The 1011-nt window shown below is 33.7% G+C and carries 1 protein-coding gene; it reads right to left on the reverse strand.

The genetic code is table 11. The features are described from left to right. Positions 1-71 precede the first annotated feature (71 nt). Complete coding sequence (locus tag J5069_RS23650) at positions 72-629, reverse strand: phage tail protein (RefSeq protein WP_264627643.1); 558 nt, start codon at positions 627-629, stop codon at positions 72-74. Positions 630-1011 lie beyond the last annotated feature (382 nt).

A 1011-nucleotide genomic window follows, 5' to 3' on the forward strand; every position in this document is an offset into this window, starting at 1 on the left:
CACCATCCGTCAAAAAAGTGCTATGAATATAATCTCTATATTTTATGAGATTTTGTCACAGATGCAAAATGTTATTTATTTAATAAGCCTTTGTACATTATGTATGCAAGTATAAAATATGGTGGCATTATATCGACATCATGCCTGTGAGTTTTATCATTAAACTCTACTTTATGTGAATGCCCTTTACTGCCACCGACAGACTCAGTAATAGGAGCTACACGATTATTCTTTGTATTATTCAGTGCTCCACCATTTATCCAGCTATCTTTTAATGGAACGTTCCAATAACCAAAACCGAATGCATAATTTATATCATAGATGTCTCCCTGCTTATGATTATGATTAGGAAGTTCGCTAATAGATAAGCTATGTTCTAAAACTTCCACACTTATATTTGACTCTGAAAATTCAGTGTATTGTTTTATTCTGTATACGCCGTCCGATGCATTCTTTATTATTTCTTTTTCACTTCCAGCACCCACATTATTTATTCCTCCACCTAATATGAATTTATCTATAAGATTAGGGGTTCCATTTTTACCATCGCACAATAGCCACCCATCAGGTATTTCATTTCCGAAAAAAATAATAATAGTTCCGATAGGTAAAGTTGTTGTTAATGTCATAGTTTCTCTATCCCTTTAAAAGGTTAATTTAACAGTAACTAACTAATAAGGTTGTTTACTCTGTGTTACGGTAAGTGACAAATTAGTTGGTACTCTGGTTAATTTAGGCTGCCTGTATTTCCCATTACGTGTTCAGCATGACTTCACCTATCGGTTGCCAGTTTAGTGCCCTGCCTAACCGACGTTCAATTAGGAACTTCTTTCTCGAAAAAAGAATAACCTTTCCAATTGGAAAATTATTTCTGTACTATATATTACCGTATTTTTTAATAGGCCAAACTCACAACACCCAACCAACGTGAGCATTAACCAAATTTTACTTGTAACATTATTGATAATAGCAGAGATTCCAGAATTATCTGCATGCGTATAAAAACAGATG

This window comes from Candidatus Symbiopectobacterium sp. NZEC127, assembly GCF_025962675.1.
Lineage (GTDB): Bacteria > Pseudomonadota > Gammaproteobacteria > Enterobacterales > Enterobacteriaceae > Symbiopectobacterium.